We start from the raw sequence: 15,958 nt of genomic DNA, 5'->3' as shown, positions 1-15,958 counted from the left end.
GGCCTTCGCGGGCAAGCCCGCTCCTACAGGGACCGCGCCACATTCTGCAGCTGCGCTATTACTGTGGGAGCGGGTTTACCCGCGAAGGGCCGCAACGCGGCCCAACTGTCAGCGGCCCAATATCTCCAGGGCCTGGTTCAGCGCCAGTACATTGACCACAGGCGGCCCGATCAATGGATGGAGGGTGGCCTCTTCCACCAGGGCTTGCAAGCGCTCAACGGGCACCTTGCGGGCCGCTGCCACACGCGCTACCTGATAAGCCACCGCCTCCGGCGGCAAATGCGGGTCCAGGCCACTGCCTGAAGTGGTCAGCAAGGCTTGCGGCACAGGCCCTTGCTCAGCCCGGTACAGCCTCGCGGCCTCGCTGCCTACCCGCTCGGCCAGCGCCGGGTTGCTCGGCGACAGGTTGCTGGCACTGCTGGCAACCGTGGCATAAGCCCCAGCCGAGGGCCGCGAATGGAACCAGCCATCGCCTTGGAAATCCTGGGCGATCAGCGCCGAGCCGCGCACCTCGCCGCGCGCGTCACGCACCAGGCTGCCATTGGCCTGTTCAGGGAAGGCGACCTGGGCAATTCCGGTCACCGCCAGCGGGTACAACGCGCCGGTGATCAGCGTCATCAGCAAGGCCAGGCTCAAGGCCGGGCGTATATAAGTGTTCATGGCGGCCTCCTCAGACCAGGTGCAAGGCATTGAGCAGCATGTCGATCAGCTTGATCCCGGCGAACGGCACGATGATCCCGCCCAGCCCGTAGATCAGCAGGTTGCGCCGCAGCAGGTGTGCCGCGCTCGCCGCGTGCACCCGCACACCGCGCAGCGCCAGCGGGATCAACACGATGATGATCAGCGCGTTGAACACGATCGCCGACAAGATCGCGCTCTGCGGGCTGGCCAGGTGCATCAGGTTGAGCACGCCCAGCTGCGGGTAGATGGCCGCGAACAACGCCGGCAGGATGGCGAAGTACTTGGCCACGTCGTTGGCAATCGAGAAGGTGGTCAAGGCGCCACGGGTCACCAGCAGTTCCTTGCCCACCTGGACCACGTCGAGCAGCTTGGTCGGGTCGCTGTCCAGGTCGACCATGTTGGCCGCCTCACGGGCTGCCTGGGTGCCGTCGTTCATGGCCATGCCCACATCAGCCTGGGCCAGCGCCGGGGCGTCGTTGGCGCCGTCGCCGCACATGGCGACCAGGCGGCCGTCGTTTTGCTCCTGACGGATGCGCGCCAGCTTCTTCTCTGGGGTGGCCTCGGCCAGCACGTCATCGACCCCGGCCTCGGCGGCAATGGCAGCGGCCGTCAGCGGGTTGTCACCGGTCACCATCACGGTGCGGATGCCCAGCTTGCGCAGCTCGGCAAAGCGCTCGCGAATACCGGGCTTGACCACGTCCTTGAGGTGGATCACCCCAAGCAAGCGCTGGTCGACACACACCAGCAGCGGCGTGCCGCCACTCTGGGCAATGCGCTCGACCTCGCGGGCCAATGCCGGCGGCATTTCCAGCCGTTGCAGGCCAACGAATGCCAGCACCGCATCGACAGCACCCTTGCGGTAGCGGTGCTGCTGGAAGTCGACACCCGACAACCGCGTCTCGGCGCTGAAGGCGATCGGTACGAGCTGCTGCCCGGAGGGTTCGACGAAGTCGTGCAACTGGCGCAGGTACTCGACGATCGATTTGCCCTCGGCCGTGTCATCGGCCAGCGAGGCGAACAAGGCGCCCTCCCCCAGCTCCTTGGCGGTGACGCCCGGCGCGGCATGCAGCGCGCTGCAGCGGCGGTTGCCGAAGGTGATGGTGCCGGTCTTGTCGAGCATCAGGGTGTGCACGTCGCCCGCAGCTTCCACCGCGCGGCCGGAACGGGCAATGACGTTGAGCCGGACCAGGCGGTCCATGCCGGCAATGCCAATGGCCGACAGCAAGCCGCCGATGGTGGTGGGGATCAACGTCACCAGCAGTGCGGCCAGGAAGATCAACGGCAGGCTACCGCCGGCAAAGTGGGCGAACGGCTGCAGGGTCACGACCACGATCAGGAAGATCAGGGTCAGGCCAATCAGCAGGATATCCAGGGCAATCTCATTGGGCGTTTTCTGCCGTTTGGCCCCTTCGACCAAGGCGATCATTCGGTCCAGGGTCGATTCGCCAGGGTTGCTGGTGATGCGGATCAGCAACCAGTCAGACACCAGCCGCGTGTTGCCGGTGACCGCCGAACGGTCGCCGCCGGACTCGCGGATCACCGGGGCCGACTCACCGGTGATGGCCGCCTCGTTGACCGCCGCGATGCCTTCGATTACCTCACCATCACCCGGGATCAGTTCACCCGCGATCACCTTGACCACATCGCCCTTGCGCAGCGCGGTCGCGGCAACCGTTTCGAATGCGCCAGCGCTGTCGCGACGTTGGACGTTCAGCCCCTGGCTCCCGGCCTTGAGGCTGTCAGCGCGGGCCTTGCCACGGCCTTCGGCGAGGGCTTCGGCAAAGTTGGCGAACAGCACGGTAAACCACAGCCACAGGGCGATTTGCACCGCCACTGTTGTGCTCACGCCACTGCCAGGGGCAAAACACAACACAGTGGTCAGCGCGGCAGTCAACGCCACCACCAGCATCACCGGCGAGCGCTTGAGCTGCCGAGGGTCCAGTTTAACGAAGGCCTGGATCAGGGCCGGGCGCCAGAGCGCGGCGAAGCGGGTCTGGTCCTTGGCGCTGTGGGGGGCTTTTACTTCAGGAATGGGCATGTTCATGGTGGTTCCTCAGAAGCCCAGGCTCAGGTGTTCGGCAATTGGCCCGAGGGCCAAGGTCGGCAGGAAGGTCAGGCCACCCACCAGCAGGATGGTTACCAACAACAGGCCGGTGAACAGCGGGCCGTGGGTGGGGAAGCTGTTCAGCCCCTGGGGTGCGCTCTTTTTCGCCGCCAGGCTGCCGGCCAAGGCCAATATCGGCAGGATGTAGCCGAAGCGGCCGACCAGCATGGCCAGGCCGATCATCAGGTTGTGGTACACCGTGTTGGCGCCAAAACCGGCAAAGGCCGAACCGTTGTTGGCGGTGCCGGAGGTGTAGGCGTACAGCAGTTGGCTAAAGCCATGGGCACCGGGGTTGCTCACCGCCGCCGCCGGGCCCGGCAGGCTGGCGGCGATGGCGCCCAGCACCAGCACGCCGACCGGCATCACCAGCAAGGTCGCCACCAACAGTTGCACCTCACGCGCCTGCAGCTTCTTGCCCAGGTACTCCGGGGTACGGCCAATCATCAGGCCGGCCAGGAACACGGCGATCAGCACGAACAACAGCATGCCGTAGAGCCCCGCACCGACGCCGCCGAAGATCACCTCGCCGACCATCATGTTGACCATCGCAACCATGCCGGTCAGCGGGTTGAGGCTGTCGTGCATGGCATTGACCGAGCCGTTGGAGGCTGCCGTGGTGGTCACTGTCCACAGCACTGAACCGGTGGTGCCGAAGCGGCTTTCCTTGCCTTCGAGCGGCGCGCTTTGCTGCACCTGCGCGCTCTGCAAGGCCGGGTTGGGCTGGTATTCGGACCACAGCGCTGTAGCCCCACCGATAAGGAACAGGCTCAGCATGCAGGCAAGAATCGCCCGGCTCTGGCGCAGGTCTTTCACGTAATGGCCGAAGGTAAACACCAGCGCCGCCGGGATGAGAATGATCGACGCCACCTCGAACAGGTTGCTCCAGGCCGTGGGGTTTTCGAACGGGTGTGCCGCGTTGACGCCGAAGAAGCCGCCGCCGTTGGTGCCCAGCTGCTTGATGGCGATCTGGCTAGCCGCCGGGCCGAGCGGGATGGTCTGGTCAGTGCCTTGCAGGGTCAGTGCGTGCGCATAGTCGGCAAAGGTCTGCGGCACGCCCTGCCACACCAGCAGCAGCGCCAGCACCAGGCACAGGGGCAACAGCCCATAGAGCGTGGCCCGGGTCATGTCGACCCAGAAGTTGCCCAGGGTGGCGGCCGAACGGCGGGCAATGCCGCGGCACAGGGCCACAAGTACTGCCAGGCCAGTGGCAGCACTGACGAAGTTCTGCACTGTCAGGCCCAGCATCTGGCTCAGGTAGCTGACCGATGACTCGCCGCTGTAAGCCTGCCAGTTGGTGTTGGTGACGAAGCTTACGGCGGTGTTGAACGCCAGCGACCATTCCTGCCCGGGCAGTTGCTGTGGGTTGAGCGGCAAGTAGCCCTGCAACAGCAGCACGGCAAACAACAGCAGGAAGCCGGCCAGGTTGAAGGCCAGCAACGCCAGGGTGTATTGCTTCCAGTTCTGCTCCTGGTCGGCGCGTACGCCTGCCAGTCGATAACAGGCCTGCTCAACCGGGCCCACCACCGGTGACAGCCAGGTGCGCTGGCCTTCCATCACCTTGTAGTAGAACCGCCCAAGCCAGGGTGCCGGTAGCAGCACGATGGCAAAAAACGCCAGTAACAAGGCAAAGTCGTAACTGTGCATGGCCACTCCCTAGCTGCGATCGGCGCGCAGCAGCGCCATCAGCAGGTAAATCGCCAATGCCACTGCCAGCAGCAGTGACAGCCCGTCGAGCATGTTCATGTGTGGAGCTCCCCGTGGTGCGGCGCTTGGGCCGCTTTGGGGAGATTGTCCGAGGGGGGGGCGTAAAGGGGCGAGATCGAGGGATGGATCAACGCATAAAGAATGTGTAAAAACGCGCCCCGTTCGAAGGCGCTACGGTGTTTGCTGCCCGGCGTTGCGGCTCAAGTCAAGCAGCAGGCTATACCCCACCGCCAGCAACGTCGGCCCGATGAACAGGCCAATGAAACCAAAGGCGATCAACCCGCCGAACACACCCAGCAGCACGATGACCAGCGGCAGGTTGCCGCCACGGCTGATCAGGTAGGGCTTGAGCACGTTGTCCACGCCGCTGATGACGAAGGTGCCCCAGATACCCAGGAACACCGCCATGCCGTACTCCCCTTTCCACGCCAACCAGGCCGTCGCGGGGATCCACGCCAGGGGTGGCCCCATGGGGATCAGGCTGAGCATGAAGGTCACCAGGCCCAGCACGATGGCCCCGGGGACGCCGGCGATCAGGAAGCCGATCAGCGCAAGCAAGGCCTGGGCCGCTGCCGTGCCGATGACACCGTTGACCACACGTTGCACGGTGCCCGCCACCAGGTCCAGGTAGTACTCGGCGCGGTCACCGGTCAAGCGCTGCAACAGGCGCAGCACGAACGCCGACAGGCGCGGGCCGTCACGGTAGAAGAAGAACACGAAGACCAGGCTCAAGCTCAGTTCGAGCATGCCGCTGCCGATCTGCGCACTGCGCGCCAGCAACCAGTTGCCGACCTGGCCCAGGTAAGGCTTGATCGAAGCAATCAAAGCCGCACCTTGCTGGTCGAGCGATTGCCACCAATTGACCATGCGCTCACCCACCAGGGGAATGCTGCCCAGCCAGGCCGGCGCCTCGGGCAGCCCATCCACCTGCACATCACGGACAAACGCCGTGGCATCGCGGATATGATCCGCCAGGTTGAAACCCAGCCATACCAGCGGCAACGCCACGATAAGGATCCAGGCTGCGGTCAGCAGGCTGGCGGCCAACGTTTCGCGCCCGCCCAGCGCACGCGTCAGCAAGCGCATCAGCGGCCAGCTGGCAAAGGCCAGAATGGCGCCCCACAGCAGCGCCGAAATGAACGGTGCCATGACCCACAAGGCAGCGCCGAGCAACGTCAACAGGACGATCTGGATCAGCAGGCGGTCATTATTGGCCATGGCGGTGCTCGTTCAACGGATCAGTTCCAGGTGCAGGCCATCGGTAGGGGCGTTGCCGACCTCGAGCCGGTTGCTGCGCACGCCCGCCTTGACCAGTTGCTCACGCCACGCTTCGGCCTCTTTGCCGCTGAGGCTGGCGCGCAAGGTGCTGTCCAGGTTGAGGCTACGCCCCAACAACGCCACCCAGGCAGGTTGCGGCGTGCTCAGGTCAGGGTAGTCGAGCTTGCCGGTGTCGCGCATTTCGCGCAGCACCGTGGCGGCCGTGGGCAGCAGCTCACCCAGCGGGCTGGCAGCAACGAACTCTTCCACGTGCAGGTAGGCGCGGCGGTTGCCGCGGGTGACGCTGTACAACGCCACCAGTGTGTCGGCCTCTTCTGCAGAACGGCGCAGGAGGATGAACGCCTGCTGCTCGTCACCGCCATTGAGCCGTGCATTGGCGAATACATCATTGGCCCAAAGGCTGGCTTCGCCGCAGTCGCGGCCCTGGCACCAGAACAATGGGTAACCACCGTCGTGTTGCAGTGCTTCGCGGGCGCTGGTGAACGCTTCGCGGGCCGTGCGCTCCACCGGCAGTTCATAGGTGACCGAGCTGACCTGGCCACGGCTCTCGACCTTGTCGTCGACCCGCAGGCGGCCGCTGATCTTGCGCAAAGGCCCCATGGGGTACACGCGCTCCTGCTCCACTGCAGGGCGTTGGTCGACCACTTTGGCATCCACGGGAACGGGCAGGCTACCTGCCCACAGCAAGGGGCTGGCGAGCACGAAGCAGGCAGCGAGGGTAGTACGGAGGGTTACGGGCGCGCTCATCGGCAGCCCAGTCGGCGCGGGGCGCCGAAGCTAAGGTCCAGCGTGTCTGGCATGTGCATGGTTGTCTCCCTGTTCAACCCGCCAAGCCTCGGCACTTGTCCGGTGCAAGTCAAGCAAAGCCAAAGAAGCGATTGAAACAGTCTGCGACAAGGGCCGCGCCCTGCTCATCGTTCAGGTGCAGGTGATGCCCCCCAGGCAGCGTCACCTGTTCAAAGGGTAGCTGCTCCAGCAACTCGGTGTGGCGCGCTAGCATGCCGTCGGCGGCCACCACCAGGCAGGCCGGGCAACTCACCCGCCTGACAAAGGCCATGGCTTGCGCGTGGCTCAGGCGAACAGGGGACGGCAAGGTCAGGCGGCTGTCGCTTCGCCAGCTGTACCCCCCCGCTACTGGCATCAGCCCACGCTGGGCCAACAGTTCGGCTGCCTCGCGGCTGACGGCGACCATACCCTTCATGCGCGCCTGCACGCCCTGCTCCAACGCCGGGTAGACGGATTTACGTTTGCCATCCAGGCGCAGCTGCGCCTGCAATGCCATGCCCAGGCGTTCACCGGCGTCCTGTTCGGCCCCGGTGGGCGGAATGACGCCATCGATCAGCGCCAGGTGGCTGACCCGCTCCGGCAAGGCGCCCGCCAGTTGCACCGAGATGATCGCCCCCAGTGAGTGGCCCAGCAAGGCAAAGCGCTGCCAACCCAACTGCTCGGCCACCCGCAACACATCGTGGGCGTAGTCGGCCAGGGCATAACTGGCGCCAGGCGGGCGATGCTCCGAGTAGCCATGGCCCGCCAGGTCCAGGGCGACGATGCGCAGGCCCTGCAGCCGGGGCGCCAGCCGGGCGAAGCTGTTGGCGTTGTCCAGCCAGCCGTGCAGGGCAATCACCGGCAGCCCATCCTCAGGGCCGAACAGGTGCGCAGCCAGCTCGATATGGCCCAGGCTCAGGCGGATTTCCTCCATGTGCGCGCTCATTCGTGGCTCCAACGGTCGAACAGGCCCTTGATCAGGCTGGCGGTGTCGGTCGGGCGTTCCAGGGGGAACATGTGCCCGCCCGGCACGCTGTGGTATTCGCCCTTGGCCATGCCGCGCACGGCCAGCGTGTGGTGCCGGCGGATCACGTTGCTGCGCTCGCCGCGCACCATCGCCAGTGGTACCTGCAGTTGCCGGGCAGGCGCTGGGCTGGCATGGGGGATGCTGCGGTAGATACTGATCTCGGTAGCCGGGTCGAAACGCAGGCGCAGCCCTTCTTGCGCGGGCTCCAAGCCATGCTCCAGGTAGGCTTCCAGACAGTCGGGGTCAAAGTGGCGGAACAAGCGTTTGCTGGCGAAATAGTCCCGTGCGCTGTCGCGATCGGCAAACGCCTCGCGCCGCCCCAAAGTGCGGCCGGCCGGGGTGATGCGGTCGATAAAGCCAAAACGCTTGGCAGTGCGCAGCAGCCACTGATCGGCGCGGGTCAGCACCGGCGAGTCGAGCATCACCACCCCGCGGTAATACTCGGGGCAACGCAAGGCGGCATGCAAGTGCAGTACCCCGCCCAACGAATGGCCAACCCCCCAGACCGGCGCGTCCTGCTGCGCCAGGTGGTGCAGCAATTCATCGACCAGGTTCTGCCAGTTTTCATTCACCGGGAAGCGCGGGTCGTGGGCATGCTGGGGCAGGTGGCGAACGTCGTAGTCCGGCGCCAGGGCAGCGAACAGCTTGCCGTAGGTGGCAGACGGGAAACCATTGGCGTGGGCGAAGAAGATGTGCTGCGACATGGCGCCTGGTCCGGACGGTGGGATGATGGCCCATTGTCGGCATCGCGGGGCCGCTCGGCAATGTCCGGAAAGGTCATCGGCGAGGGCTATCAGGTCATCGGGTACGCACAAAACTGGCCAGCGAACGCTGCAGGCAGGCCTGCATATAGGCCAGCTGGCTCTCGAGCACTTCATGCGCCAGGCACTGGTCCTCATAATCGAGCTGCAATCTACGCAGCGCCAGGCAACTGGTCTGCAGCAAGTGGGACACCCGCAGGCAGGCTTCCTGCAGCTCGACCAGGTCGTCTTTAACACCGCCCACCTTGCCCATCAGGTGGTAAAGCTTGGCGTCGGCCGAGTCGCGAAACACGCTGTACTGGGCAAAGTCCAGCACTACGCCTTCCTGCACCTTGTCCATGGTGGGTCGCAAGTCCAGCGAGCGCAACAGCGCTTGCATTTCCCCCTTCATCAACTGCTCCCTGCCTGGCCACTCATCTGATGTGGCGCCACGCTAGCAAGCGGTCGAGTGAAGCGGCAACTGGCAGAAATGCCAGTTGCCAAGAGGCATCAGGCTGGCGAACTGATTGCGCGCAAGGTCATCAGGCCTGCCAACGGCCACTCCCCTTCCAGCTCCGCCAGGCTGGCGGTGCTCATGGGCGCCGGTTGCTGTACATGGCCATGCTCCAGGGCACAGACCAAGGCCCCCACCAGTGGTTGGTGGCTAACCAACAGCACGTGCTCCAGGCCGAGCTTTTCGATTTCACCGATCACCTGCTGCACATTGCTGTCCGGCGTCAGCCAGGCCACGGTGCGCACTGGCGCGGGGAAATCCAAGGTGTCATGCACCAGCGCTGCCGTTTGCTGGGCACGGACATAAGGGCTGGCGATGATGGCCTGCAACGGCTGCCCAAGCAGGCGCGCGGCACTGTGCAGCACCTGCTCGCGGCCATGGCTGGTCAGGCGGCGTTCGGCGTCGCTGTTGGCCCGAGGCTCTGCCTCACCGTGGCGCAGCACCCACAGCTTCACAGCTTGGGCTCTTCGTCACGCACCGGGTGCGGCGCGGGTGCCACAGCATGGGGCGCCTCACCTTCCGGGGCGCGCGGGGCTGGCCAGTCGGCGAATGGCCAAGGCTTCTGGTCGCTGTGGAAGCTGCCGAAGCGGCCGATCTGCGCCAGGTACTGGCTGAGGCTATCGCCGAAGTTCATCAGGCTGGCGCTGGGGGCGCCGTAGATCAGGCGGTAGATCAGCTGTACCAGCACCAGGCCGCCCAACAGCAGCTCGGCCAATTGCCAGACCACCAGGAACACCAACATCCACAGCACCCGCAGGATGATCGACTCGCGCTGGGCGCGTTCGGGCGTATCGTTCATGTGTCGCTCCTTGTTCCGGTCGAAGCCGCTGACGGCTTAATTAAAACCACTGATGGAAATGAAATCGACGTCGGTCTTGGGTTCGGCGCGCATCAGGTGCTCGATCACCTGGTTCAAGGTACGGCCCTCGAACAGGATGGCGTGCAGGCCCGCCACCAGCGGCATGTACACCTGAACTTCCTGCGCCTTGGCCTTGAGCACCTTGAGCGTGTTCACCCCTTCGGCCACTTCGCCCAGCCGATTGACGGCCTGCTCCAGGCTCAGGCCTTGGCCCAGGGCGTGGCCGACCTGATAGTTGCGGCTCTTGGGCGAGGAGCACGTAACGATCAGGTCACCGACACCGGCCAGGCCGAGGAAGGTCATGGGGTTGGCACCCTGGCTCACGGCGAAGCGAGTCATCTCGGCCAGGGCACGGGTGATCAGCATGCTCTTGGTGTTCTCGCCCATGCCCAGGGCCACGGCCATGCCGGCAATAATGGCGTAGACGTTTTTCAGTGCCCCGCCCAGTTCGACCCCGAAGCGGTCGGCACTTGCGTAGACGCGGAAGGTACGCCCGTGCAATACGGCCTGCACCTGTTGGCAGAGTTGTTCGTCTTCGCTGGCGACCACGGTGGCGGTCAGCGCATGTTCGGCGATTTCACGGGCCAGGTTTGGCCCCGACAGGACGCCGATGCGGGCTTGAGGTGCGATTTCTTCGATGATCTGGCTCATCAGCTTGAAGCTCTGCGCCTCAATGCCCTTGGTCAGGCTGACCAGGCCCTTGCCGCGCAACAACTCGGCATGGGGCGCCAGCACGCTGCGCAAGGCGCTCGACGGCAAGGCGACAAACACCAGGTCGCAGGCCTGCAAGGTGGCCAGCAGGTCGTTGACCGGCTCTACGCCGTCGTGCAGGCGAATGCCTTTGAGGTAGCGTGGGTTCTCGCGGTTGACACGCATGGCCTCGGCCTGCTCGGGGTCGCGCATCCATTGGCGCACCGGCACACCGTTTTCCGCCAGCAGGTTCGCCACGGCGGTGCCGAAGCTGCCGCCTCCCAGAACTGCAACAGGCTGCTGTTCAGTCATATCTAATCCGTTAAAGCCAAAAGTTAAGTGGCGACGCTGCATTATACGGTGCGTATTCGACAGGGCCAGTGCCAGCGCCTACGAAAGGGCCGGCAAGGAAACCCAGATCACTGGCAAAAGCCCTGCGGTCGGTTAACATGCCTGTTTCATCCCTGAAACAAGGTCGTACCGTGTTCCCAGGCACGCCTCCTTACCCGCGTCTTCTGCTTCTGACTGCCCTGCTCGGCGGCCCGGCCATGGCCGACGATCTGTTCATCGACAACACCGACCTGCCGCAGGTTCTGACCGCCACCCGGCTCAAACAATCCCCGGCGGCGGTCCCTGGCAGCATGACCGTGCTCGACAGTGAGCTGATCCGCGCCAGCGGCGCCCGCGATATCCCCGAACTGCTGCGCCTGGTGCCGGGCATGATGATCGGCTACGGCGCCGGCAACCAGCCGACGGTCAACTACCATGGCAGCAACGTCAACGACGCGCGGCGCATGCAGGTGCTGATCGATGGCCGCTCGGTGTACCGCGCGGGCCTGGCGACGGTGGACTGGAGCGACATCCCCCTGGCCATGGAAGACATCGAGCGCATCGAGGTGTTCCGCGGCCCCAACACGGTCAGCTATGGCGCCAACGCCTTGATGGCCGTGGTCAACATCCTCACCCGCAACCCGGCCGACAGCCATGGCACGCGCCTCAAGGTCACCCGCGGCGAGGATGGCATCAACGATTTCTACGCCAGCCATGGTTTTGGCTGGGACGGCGGCGACATGCGCCTGTCGGTGTCCGGCCAGCAAGACGATGGCTTCGATCAGGACCAGTACGGCCAGGACTACCGTGACAGCCGCCGCCTCACCCGCTTCAACCTCAGCGCCAGCCACACCTTGGTCCCCGACCAGACCCTGGAATGGCAACTGGCGGCCAAGGAAGGCAGCAACCAGCGCCCCTATACCTACCAGCCGGTGTTCCCCTACGTCACCGAGCGCGGCGACAACACCGACGCCAACGCCAAGGATTACGCGGGTTCGGTACGCTGGAACATCGACTTCAACCCCGAGCACAGCCTGTACGTCCAGGGTTCGGCCCAGCACTTCGACCGCCAGCAAGTCTGGCGCGCCTGCGATGCGGCGCTGTCGTTCAGCCCAGAGCTGACCCGCCTGTGGCAGTTGAACCCGAATTTTGCCGAGCTGGTGGCGCGCGGCGCAAACGCTCCACCGCGCAGCAGCAACCCCGAAGAACAGGCGCTGGTCGATGCCATCAAGGACCAGTGGAACAACCAAGGTGGCCGCGATGTGGTCTGCGGCGATGTCGACCAGAGCACCCGCGAAACCCGCTACGACCTGGAAATCCAGGACACCCTGAGCCTGACCGACAGCCTGCGCCTGCTCAGCGGCATGAACTACCGCTATGATCGTGCCGACTCGCAGACGTACTTCAATGGCAGCCTCGTCGACCAGACCTGGCGCCTGTTCGGCCAGCTGGAATGGCGGGCCGACGAACACTGGATCATCCAGGGCGGGGCGATGTTCGAAGACGCGCGCCTGTCTGGCAGTTCGCTGACCCCACGGGTGGCGGTCAACTACCTGATCACCCCGCGCCATGGCCTGCGTGCGGTCTATTCCGAAGCGGTTCGCTCCCCCGACATGTTCGAGAACAACGTCAACTGGAGCTACACGGTCAAAAACCTCAACCCCAGTGCGTTTGGCCAGCCGCACGGTGAGTATTTCGTCAAGACCCGCGGCCCGGGCGACCTCGAGCAAGAGCGCATGCGCTCGCGCGAGCTGGGCTACAACGGCTATTTCAGCGACATCGACCTGAGCATGGATGTGAAGCTGTTCTACGACGAGATCACCGGAATGATCAGCGAGCCTTTGAAGAACAACCAGTACATCGCCAGCAACAGCAACAAGGCGCGCTTCACCGGCAGCGAGGCGCAACTGGACTGGCGCCCCACCCTGCGTGACCGCCTGCGCGTGACCTACGCCTACGTCGACGCCTGGGCAAGCAACCCCGACGACCGCCGCCTCAGCGCCCGCAACAGCGGCTCGGCGGGCTGGATGCGCGAGTGGGGCGACGGCTGGTCGAGTGCGCTGTTCTATTACGGTGACGATGCCCTCAACCAGTACCGCTACGAGCGACTGGACCTGCGCCTGGCCAAGCGCTTCCGGGTACAGGGCAGCAACCTTGAGCTGGCGGCGCTGTGGCAACAACGCCTGGACGATGAGCCCACGACTGCGCTGCAAAACCGCTACGACAGCCGCCACCGCCTGAGTGTCAGCGCGGAGCTGGAGTTCTGATGGCCCGCCTGCTGCGCGTGCTGCTGCTTTGCCTATGGCCCCTGGGGCCGCTGTCCGCCGGTGAAATCTTGCTGGTCGGTGGCGAGGATCAGCCCGGCATTCGCAGCTTCGTCGCCGCATTCGAAAGCCATCGCCCGCATGACCGGGTGCGTTTCCAAACCACTGCCGACTTGCCCCGCCCAAGCCAGCTCAAGGGCGATCAACGCCTGGTGCTGCTTGACAGCGCCGCGCTGGATTGGCGCCTGAGTGAAAACGCCGGGCCACCAGCATTGGCCATGCGGGTCAGCCGAGTACAGGCTGAACAGCGCCTGGGAAAGTCGCGCCCCCCCTTCCTTACACTGCTGTGGAGCGACCCGCCCCTGGCCCGGCAACTGCGCCTGGCGCGCTACCTGCTGCCACAGGCGCAACGCATCGGTGTGCTTTACGGTAGGCAAAGTGCCTTTTTGCTTGATGAACTGCGCCATGCCGCCCGCCCGCTGGGCCTGGAGATCATTGCCCAGGACTGGCCCGACCAACGTGACAGCCGGCCCCTGCAACAGCTGTTAGGCAACAGCGATGTGCTGCTGGGCCTCGACGACCCCGCCCTGTACAACCCCAAGACGGCGAAAAACCTGCTGCTCAGCAGCTACGGCCGGCAAATGGCGTTGATTGGCCCAAATGCCGGCTTCGTTCGCGCAGGCGCCCTGGCCAGCACCTACAGCGACCAGGACGACTGGCTGGCCGTGCTCGACCATTTGCTCGACCAGCCACCCGCGCGCTGGCCGCGAAGCCTTTACCCGGCGCGCTACGGCGTCAGTGGCAACCAGCAGGTGGCACGCGCCCTGGGCCTTGAACCGATCGACCCGAACGCCGCTGCCAAGGCCCTGGCCGAAGGAGAATCCACCCCATGAGCAGACGCCTGAGCTGGGACATCCACACCCGCACCCAGATCATCAGCCTTGGCCCGGCCCTGCTGCTGACCTTGCTGCTGATCAGCTTCTTTACCTTCGTGCGTATCCAGGACTTGCGCCAGGAACTCAACCACACCGGCCAGCTGATCGCCAACCAGCTGGCGCCCGCCTCCGAATACGGGGTTATCTCGGGCAACAACGAGGTGCTCGAAGGGCTGATGCGCGCCACCCTGAGCATTCCGCACGTGCGCTTTCTCGAGGTGCAGGACAGCCGCAACCACATCCTGGTCTACGTCGAGCAGTCCGACGAAAGCGCCAACCGGGCGCAGCAAGTGGAAGTGTTCCAGGCGCCAATCCGCCTTCAGCAAATCCGCCTGGACACCGACTTCCTGCAGCCCGGCAACACCTCCACGCCGGCCATTGGCGACGACTACCTGGGGCGGGTGATCGTCGGCATGTCCGATGACGCCTTCAGCCAGCGCCAGCAGGAAATCGTCATCAAGGCGGGCATCCTGGCCTTGTTCGCCCTGCTGTTCACCTTCCTGCTGGCCCGCCGCCTGGCCATGAGCCTGGCCAAGCCGATCAGCGACATGGGTCACGCGGTCAAGGCCATTCAGCAAGGCGAGTACAACACGCCCCTGCCCGTGGTGGATGACAGTGAACTGGGCCATCTGGCGCACCACATCAACAACCTGGCCAACGCCCTGGAGCAAGCCAGTGACGAGCAGAAGCGCGCTATCGCCCAGTTGACCCAGGCGCGCGAGGAAGCCGAACAGGCCAACCGGGCCAAGTCGGACTTCCTGGCGATGATGAGCCATGAGCTGCGCACCCCCATGAATGGCGTGCTGGGCATGCTGCAATTGCTCGAAACCACACCGCTGACCAGCGAGCAGGCTGAGTACACCGCCGTTGCCAGCGAGTCCACCGGGCACCTGCTCAAGGTCATCAACGACATTCTCGATTTCTCGCGCATCGAACGCACCGCACTGGAGCTGGAGCGCATCGACTTCAACCTCGGCGAGCTGATCGCCAGCAGTGTCCAGTCGTTCCAGCACAGTGCCCAGCAACGTGGCCTTGGCTTGCACCTGAACATGCCGACGGGCATCGAGCACCTGAACGTGAACGGTGACCCCACGCGTATTCGGCAGATTCTGCTGAACCTTGTCGGCAATGCCCTGAAATTTACCGAGCAGGGCCAGGTGCAGGTCGAAGCGCGCTGCCAGGTGCTGGACCGCCAACTGCTGTGGTTCACCTGCAGCGTGCGCGACACCGGTATCGGCATCGACAGCGACCGCCTGGAAATGATGTTCGTCGCCTTCCAGCAGGCCGACAGCTCGATTTCCCGGCGCTATGGCGGCACGGGCCTGGGCCTGTCGATCGCACGTACGCTGGCCGAACGCATGGGCGGCAAACTGCGCGGTGAGAGCCGCGAAGGCCTGGGCTCAACCTTTACCCTGGAAATGCCCTTGGCCCTGGCCGCACCGGCCCAGGCGCCACTGCCCGGGGCGGTGCGTGAACAGCGCCCACTTACCGGCAGCGAGCGGGTGCTGCTGGTGGAGGACAACCCGGTCAACCAGAACGTCATCGAAGCCATGCTGCGCAGCCTGGGGCTTGAGGTGAGCGTGGCGGCAGACGGTATCCAGGCGGTCGAACAGGTCAGCCAGCAACCGTTCGCCGCCATTCTGATGGACTGCCGGTTGCCGAACCTGGATGGCTATGAAGCCACCCAGCGCATCCGCCTGCTGCCAAACGGCATCCACGTGCCGATCATCGCCTTGACCGCTAACGCCTTGCAGGGCGACCGTGAGCGTTGCATGGCCGCGGGCATGGACGACTACCTGAGCAAACCCTTGCGCCGCACCGAGCTGCAGCGGGCGCTGCAACGCTGGTTACCCGGTCAGACAACCGCGACTGGCGATAAATGCTAAAGTGCGGCAGTCTTAAGGACTGGACAGGACGTTCTTCGGACCTGAAAATAGACGTTTCAGTGAACACCTGTACTTCTTTCGCCAGGTGCACTGTGACTTTCACCACAACGCAATAGTCTACCTGTAGGCTGCCGCCCCGGAGTCATCGCTTTTCGGGCCGGCCGGGAAGATTCATCCCCTG

Annotated in this window: 15 protein-coding genes; 3 read left to right on the top strand and 12 right to left on the bottom strand. The window is 64.8% G+C overall.

All coding sequences use genetic code 11. The annotated features are described in order from the left end of the window. Positions 1 to 108 precede the first annotated feature (108 nt). The 12 genes from kdpC to QOS90_RS06540 all read right to left on the bottom strand — a co-directional run bounded on the left by kdpC (position 109) and on the right by QOS90_RS06540 (position 10,674). Positions 109 to 660 carry a potassium-transporting ATPase subunit KdpC gene (gene kdpC, locus QOS90_RS06595; protein ID WP_085272578.1) on the bottom strand — a complete coding sequence of 184 codons (552 nt, stop codon included), beginning with the start codon at positions 658 to 660 and terminating at the stop codon, positions 109 to 111. A gap of 10 nt (positions 661 to 670) precedes the next feature. Continuing rightward, positions 671 to 2,725 (bottom strand): potassium-transporting ATPase subunit KdpB, encoded by a 2,055-nt coding sequence (gene kdpB, locus QOS90_RS06590; RefSeq protein ID WP_085272577.1) that lies wholly within the window; start codon positions 2,723 to 2,725, stop codon positions 671 to 673. 9 nt (positions 2,726 to 2,734) lie between these two features. Further along, positions 2,735 to 4,429 carry a potassium-transporting ATPase subunit KdpA gene (gene kdpA / locus QOS90_RS06585; protein ID WP_085272576.1) on the bottom strand — a complete coding sequence of 565 codons (1,695 nt, stop codon included), beginning with the start codon at positions 4,427 to 4,429 and terminating at the stop codon, positions 2,735 to 2,737. A gap of 9 nt (positions 4,430 to 4,438) precedes the next feature. Further along, positions 4,439 to 4,528 carry a K(+)-transporting ATPase subunit F gene (gene kdpF, locus QOS90_RS06580; RefSeq protein WP_033693985.1) on the bottom strand — a complete coding sequence of 30 codons (90 nt, stop codon included), beginning with the start codon at positions 4,526 to 4,528 and terminating at the stop codon, positions 4,439 to 4,441. Positions 4,529 to 4,660: 132 nt separating this feature from the next. After that, on the bottom strand, positions 4,661 to 5,707 hold the full coding sequence (locus QOS90_RS06575; RefSeq protein WP_085272575.1) for an AI-2E family transporter: 1,047 nt from the start codon (positions 5,705 to 5,707) through the stop codon (positions 4,661 to 4,663). A 12-nt stretch (positions 5,708 to 5,719) separates the two neighbouring features. Then, positions 5,720 to 6,514: a DUF4892 domain-containing protein gene (locus tag QOS90_RS06570; RefSeq protein ID WP_027592851.1), complete on the bottom strand. Its 795-nt coding sequence runs from the start codon at positions 6,512 to 6,514 to the stop codon at positions 5,720 to 5,722. A gap of 109 nt (positions 6,515 to 6,623) precedes the next feature. Further along, complete coding sequence (locus QOS90_RS06565; RefSeq protein ID WP_085272574.1) at positions 6,624 to 7,478, bottom strand: alpha/beta hydrolase; 855 nt, start codon at positions 7,476 to 7,478, stop codon at positions 6,624 to 6,626. Beyond that, positions 7,475 to 8,263 carry an alpha/beta fold hydrolase gene (locus QOS90_RS06560; RefSeq protein WP_085272573.1) on the bottom strand — a complete coding sequence of 263 codons (789 nt, stop codon included), beginning with the start codon at positions 8,261 to 8,263 and terminating at the stop codon, positions 7,475 to 7,477. Before QOS90_RS06560 ends, QOS90_RS06565 begins: the two co-directional genes overlap by 4 nt. 94 nt (positions 8,264 to 8,357) lie before the next feature. Continuing rightward, entirely contained in the window at positions 8,358 to 8,711 is a 354-nt protein-coding gene (locus tag QOS90_RS06555) for a hypothetical protein (protein WP_256577354.1), read from the bottom strand. Positions 8,712 to 8,809: 98 nt separating this feature from the next. Next, the gene (sixA, locus tag QOS90_RS06550) at positions 8,810 to 9,268 is read right to left on the bottom strand and encodes a phosphohistidine phosphatase SixA (protein ID WP_085272572.1); all 459 of its coding nucleotides are present in this window, start codon (positions 9,266 to 9,268) and stop codon (positions 8,810 to 8,812) included. Continuing rightward, positions 9,265 to 9,612 carry a DUF4389 domain-containing protein gene (locus QOS90_RS06545; protein ID WP_085272571.1) on the bottom strand — a complete coding sequence of 116 codons (348 nt, stop codon included), beginning with the start codon at positions 9,610 to 9,612 and terminating at the stop codon, positions 9,265 to 9,267. The genes sixA and QOS90_RS06545 overlap by 4 nt, the downstream gene beginning before the upstream one ends. A gap of 36 nt (positions 9,613 to 9,648) precedes the next feature. Continuing rightward, the gene (locus tag QOS90_RS06540) at positions 9,649 to 10,674 is read right to left on the bottom strand and encodes an NAD(P)H-dependent glycerol-3-phosphate dehydrogenase (protein ID WP_027592857.1); all 1,026 of its coding nucleotides are present in this window, start codon (positions 10,672 to 10,674) and stop codon (positions 9,649 to 9,651) included. A 137-nt stretch (positions 10,675 to 10,811) separates the two neighbouring features. Between QOS90_RS06540 and QOS90_RS06535 the strand changes: the two genes are divergently transcribed. Genes QOS90_RS06535 through QOS90_RS06525 form a run of 3 tightly spaced genes read left to right on the top strand, consistent with a single transcriptional unit; the run spans position 10,812 to position 15,777 of the window. After that, a complete protein-coding gene (locus QOS90_RS06535; RefSeq protein WP_177408588.1) occupies positions 10,812 to 12,959 on the top strand; it encodes a TonB-dependent receptor plug domain-containing protein in 2,148 nt (715 codons plus the stop codon). After that, a complete protein-coding gene (locus tag QOS90_RS06530) occupies positions 12,959 to 13,849 on the top strand; it encodes an ABC transporter substrate-binding protein (protein WP_085272569.1) in 891 nt (296 codons plus the stop codon). The genes QOS90_RS06535 and QOS90_RS06530 overlap by 1 nt, the downstream gene beginning before the upstream one ends. After that, positions 13,846 to 15,777: an ATP-binding protein gene (locus tag QOS90_RS06525; RefSeq protein WP_027592860.1), complete on the top strand. Its 1,932-nt coding sequence runs from the start codon at positions 13,846 to 13,848 to the stop codon at positions 15,775 to 15,777. Before QOS90_RS06530 ends, QOS90_RS06525 begins: the two co-directional genes overlap by 4 nt. The last annotated feature ends 181 nt before the right edge of the window (positions 15,778 to 15,958 follow it).

Origin of the sequence: Pseudomonas sp. LAIL14HWK12:I10 (genome assembly GCF_900184205.1) — a bacterium.
Lineage (GTDB): Bacteria > Pseudomonadota > Gammaproteobacteria > Pseudomonadales > Pseudomonadaceae > Aquipseudomonas > Aquipseudomonas kermanshahensis.
This window is presented reverse-complemented; position numbering and strand designations above follow the sequence as displayed.